Annotated in this window: 5 protein-coding genes; 2 read left to right on the top strand and 3 right to left on the bottom strand. The window is 57.6% G+C overall.

The features are described 5' to 3' along the window. From GXX82_09580 to GXX82_09570, 3 genes are all read right to left on the bottom strand, one after another. On the bottom strand, nt 1-543 hold a 543-nt coding region (locus tag GXX82_09580), incomplete at its 3' end, for a DUF2939 domain-containing protein (protein NLT23285.1). An 18-nt stretch (nt 544-561) separates the two neighbouring features. Next, on the bottom strand, nt 562-1,008 hold the full coding sequence (locus GXX82_09575; GenBank protein NLT23284.1) for a hypothetical protein: 447 nt from the start codon (nt 1,006-1,008) through the stop codon (nt 562-564). 37 nt (nt 1,009-1,045) lie between these two features. Further along, nucleotides 1,046-2,524 carry a S1 RNA-binding domain-containing protein gene (locus GXX82_09570; protein ID NLT23283.1) on the bottom strand — a complete coding sequence of 493 codons (1,479 nt, stop codon included), beginning with the start codon at nt 2,522-2,524 and terminating at the stop codon, nt 1,046-1,048. 208 nt (nt 2,525-2,732) lie between these two features. On the opposite strand from GXX82_09570, the gene GXX82_09565 reads away from it, so the two are divergent. Next, nucleotides 2,733-3,401, top strand: a complete 669-nt coding sequence (locus tag GXX82_09565) for an FKBP-type peptidyl-prolyl cis-trans isomerase (protein NLT23282.1) — start codon at nt 2,733-2,735, stop codon at nt 3,399-3,401. A 71-nt stretch (nt 3,402-3,472) separates the two neighbouring features. Then, nucleotides 3,473-4,203, top strand: a 731-nt coding sequence (locus GXX82_09560) for an alcohol dehydrogenase catalytic domain-containing protein (protein NLT23281.1), incomplete at its 3' end; no start/stop codon positions are given.

Below are 4,203 nucleotides of genomic sequence, written 5' to 3'. Positions count from 1 at the left end.
CAGTTTCATTTCCTCGGGGTTGATGGAGGTTATTCGCCAGTGGCCCTGGGGGGACCGGGCCATGGTGAAACTCACCCTGTCCTTGCCGCGCTGGCGGACGTCGGCGGTGTTGCCGCGGGTCGTAATGGAAAGAGCGAACACGGTTGCCCTGCGGAGGTTGCCGAAGAGCTGTTCGTCGTTGTAGGAGAGGAGGAGGTTCGTTATGGATTCTCCCATCTGCGCCTTGAGCTGGGGCAGAAGCTGTGCGGCGAGGTCCTTGCCTGCGGCACGCATGTGTTCCTCGAACTTATTGCGCGGGGGTTCCTTCTTGTCCATTCGCGCGAAGACGTCCTTGGCCATGTTATCGAGAATGCTGTCGGTGTCGAGATATCGGAGGACCTGTCCGGCGTCACGGTTCACTATGGCTTTCTTGAACATGTACAGGCTGTAGTAGGGAGTCGTTCGGGCATACAGAAAGCCGAAGGCGGCAAGGAGGATGAGGGCGGCGCATATGGAGCCGATAAGGATCGGGCCCTTTCTGCGCACCTGTTCATTCTTTTCCATGAGGCGGCCGGGTGCCTCCTAAGGTGTCTCTATCGCGATGATGACCCATTGTTCGTTATCCAGTCTCTGCAGGGTCACCGAGGTGTTCGGCGTCGGCTGTGCTGTCGCTGAAGCCTGGTCGGCCGTGACGGCGATCGGGCACCGGATGACGGACCATCCCTTCACCTTCGCGAAATAGCTTTTCTCGTGCGGGGAGTCTATCTCATAGATGAGGCGCTTCTTGACGGTTTCGTCAGGCTGCCCCAGGGTGGCGCTGTCAGGCAGTGACCGGACAACGCTGTCGAAATCCGCGTATCTCTGGGCCGTTTCGGCACTGCTGAAGAGGATGGCCTTCTTGAACTGGATCAGGGCGTATCGGGGGGTCTTCTTGAAGTACTGGTAACCGAAGAAGGCGGCCGCGATAATGATGATAATGAAGAGCCATCGCGCCGCCCCGCCCCGTTGATTTGCGAGCTGACCTGTCATCGATCTGTCGATCTCCTCCCGTCCCGGGTGATCGTCGTTACAGTCCGAGCTTGTTCCTCAGAAGTTCACCGAGGCTGCCCAATTTCTCGTCGGACCGCTCTTCCTCTTTCACCTTGTCCCTGTACTGGGTGTAGCTGTCAAGCTCTATCTTCTCATCGACCTTGGTCCTCGACAGGCTCACACGGCCCCGGGAGGGGTCGGTGGCGACTACCACCGCCTGCATGGGGGAGCCCACGGGGAACATCTTGCTGTGGTTCGTTCCCTTCAGGGTGCCCATCTCGACGTTTGGAATAAAGCCCGTCAACCCGTCCTTGATGCGTACGATGATCCCCGATGAGATGACGCGCTCCACCTTTGTCTCGAGGAGCGTGCCGATCGCGGGCAGATCCACCGCTTCCACGACGATCTTGCGTTCCATCGAGAGGGTGAGCCTTCTCTTTTCGGTGCTGATATCCACGACCCTTGCCTCGACCTGCTGGCCCGGTTCGAGCACTTCTTTCGGATGGTTGATCCTTCTGCCCGCCCCAAGCTTTGAGATGGGGATGAGCCCGTCGATGCCCGGTTCGAGGTTCACGAAAGCGCCGAAGCTTTCGAGACGGACGACCACCCCCTGGACCGTTGAATCCACAGGGTATTTCTCAGGTACCGACAGGAAGGGATCGGGAAGGACCGCTTTGAGGCTCAAGGTTATCCTGTCCCTTGCCCAGTCGATCTCGAGTATCCTCGTCTTCACCTCGTCACCGATACTGACAAGGTCTCCCGGTCTTGATCCCTTGATCCACGAGAGTTCGCTCAGCGGAATAAGCCCATCGATGCCGCCGATGTCGACAAAGGCGCCGAACCTTTGGATCGACCGCACCTTGCCTGCGATATCCATACCGACGGCAAGGGTTTCCTTGAGCTTTTCCTTTTCCTTTTCCAGTTCCTTTTCCAGTAGGGCGCGGCGGGAAAGAATGATATTGCGTCCCCGTTCCTTGTATTCAAGCACCTTGAAGGGGAATGTCTCGCCGATGTACGTTCCGGCGTCCCTGCTTCCCTTGAGGTCCATCTGTGAGTACGGGCAAAAGCAGCGCACTTTGCCGACGCGGATCTCGTAGCCGCCCTTGAGCTCCGAAGCCACCTTTCCCGTGACAGGGATGTCGGCGTCGAAGGCGTTCTTGATGCTTTGCAGGGTGATGCTCGGGAAGCTGTGGATCAAGGTGGTGAACTTTCTGGCTCCATTCTCCACGGTCACGAAGTAGGCCTCGATCTCATCACCATCCTGAACGGTGACGGCACCTTCCTCGTTGAGAAATTCCTTTCTGTCGATGACGCCCTCGCTCTTGCCGCCGAGGTCGATATAGACAAAATCGCCCGAGATGCCGGCGATGCGGGTGGTTACCCGCTGTCCCGGTTCGAGTCTCTTGACCGATTGCGTGCTCTGTTCGAAAAGCTGTGCAAAATCTTCTTCGTGTCCGCTTTCTGTTGCGCTCCTTTCTTCAATATTTTCCTGGTTGTTGATCTGTTCGTCTGACATCGTCCGATCTCCTGAAGTTGTTAAAAAATTTTTTGTTCCAGTAATGTACAATTTCTGAAGTGTTATGTAAAGCTATTGTTCTAGTAAATCGGAGATTTGACAATTCTAAGGCCATGGAATAACATATGAAACATGAAAAACCCATAGGCCGCGAAGGGGCGGAAAGGAGGCAGGGGTGAGTTTTGTTTCCCGAAGGAGATCCTGTTTTTTGGCATGTGTTGCGGTCTTTCTGGTGCTGTGTTTCATGACGGCGGTGCCCGTTCTGGCGCAAGGCAAGGGCGGACCGGCGCTCACGAGGGAGAAGACCGGGTACGCGCTCGGCGTGAGCATCGGGCGTAACATGAAGAACCTTGGAATAGATATAGATCCAGACATGATCGTCCGCGGAATACGCGATACCGTTCGGGGGCAGCCCTCCATGTCGGACCAGGAGGTGAAGACGACCCTTGACGAATACGAGAAGGACCTGGTCAGGAAACTGGGCGAGAAGAACAAACGGGAAGGGGAGGCGTTCCTCAAGGAGAACAGGCAGCGCAAGAGCATTGTGACCCTCGGGAGCGGCCTGCAGTACTTCATTCTCAGGGAGGGCAAGGGCCCCATCCCGAAGATGAGCGATATCGTCACGATCCACTACAAGGCCAGGCTGGTCGACGGGGTGGAATTTGAGAGCACGTACTGGAACAACAGGCCCGCCGAGATCGCAGTGAACAAGATAGTGATAAAGGGATGGGCTGAAGCCCTGACGAAGATGCCAGCCGGGTCCACGTGGCGTCTCTATATCCCTCCGGAGCTTGCCTTCGGCGAGACCGGCGCGGGTACGATGGTGGGCCCCAACGCCGTCATCATATGCGACCTCGAACTTCTGTCGATCAGATAGAGCGGTCCCACGTCACAGGCCTCACGTGACACGCCACAGACAGAGGCATAAGCTGTACCGAGAGGGTAGCCGTGAAAGCGATGGTGTTGGAGAAGATATGCGACCTGAGGACCGAGAGGGAGCCATTGAGGCTCGTGGACATGCCCGTCCCCGAGCCGGTGAAGGGTGAGGTCCTTATCCGCGTTCACGCCTGCGGTGTCTGTCACACGGAACTCGACGAGATCGAGGGGAGAACACCGCCCCCGAGGTTTCCCGTTGTTCCCGGGCACCAGGTCATCGGTTCGGTGGAGGAGTGTGGGCCCGGTACGAAGCGCCTGAAACAGGGCGACAGGGTGGGGGTCGCCTGGATATACTCTTCCTGCGGAACATGTGAATTTTGCCGCGAAGGGGACGACAACCTTTGCGGGGAGTTTGTGGCCACCGGCAGGGACGCCAACGGTGGGTACGCCGAGTACATGGTGGTGCCCGAGACCTTCGCGTTCACGGTGCCCGACATCTTCAAGGATGTTGAGGCCGCACCCCTTCTATGTGCCGGAACGATAGGGTACAGGTCGCTTCGCCTCACGGGGATGCGCGATGGCGAGAACATAGGTCTCGTCGGTTTCGGCGCTTCGGCACACCTCGTTATCCAGATGGTCCGTCACATGTATCCTTCGTCGAAGATATTTGTCTTTGCCCGCAGCCCGGGGGAGAGGGATTTTTCCCGGGAACTCGGCGCTTCCTGGGCGGGCGATACCACGGATAGCTCACCGGAAAAACTCCATCGCGCCATCGATACGACTCCCGTCTGGGGTACCATCGT

The organism is Syntrophorhabdus sp., from assembly GCA_012719415.1.
Taxonomy (GTDB): Bacteria; Desulfobacterota; Syntrophorhabdia; order Syntrophorhabdales; family Syntrophorhabdaceae; genus Delta-02.
This window is presented reverse-complemented; position numbering and strand designations above follow the sequence as displayed.

Excerpts from the sequence above, each read along its gene's own strand:
- GXX82_09575 (NLT23284.1), bottom strand. The coding sequence starts at position 1,008 with ATGACAGGTCAGCTCGCAAATCAACGGGGCGGGGCGGCGCGATGGCTC.
- GXX82_09570 (NLT23283.1), bottom strand. The coding sequence starts at position 2,524 with ATGTCAGACGAACAGATCAACAACCAGGAAAATATTGAAGAAAGGAGC.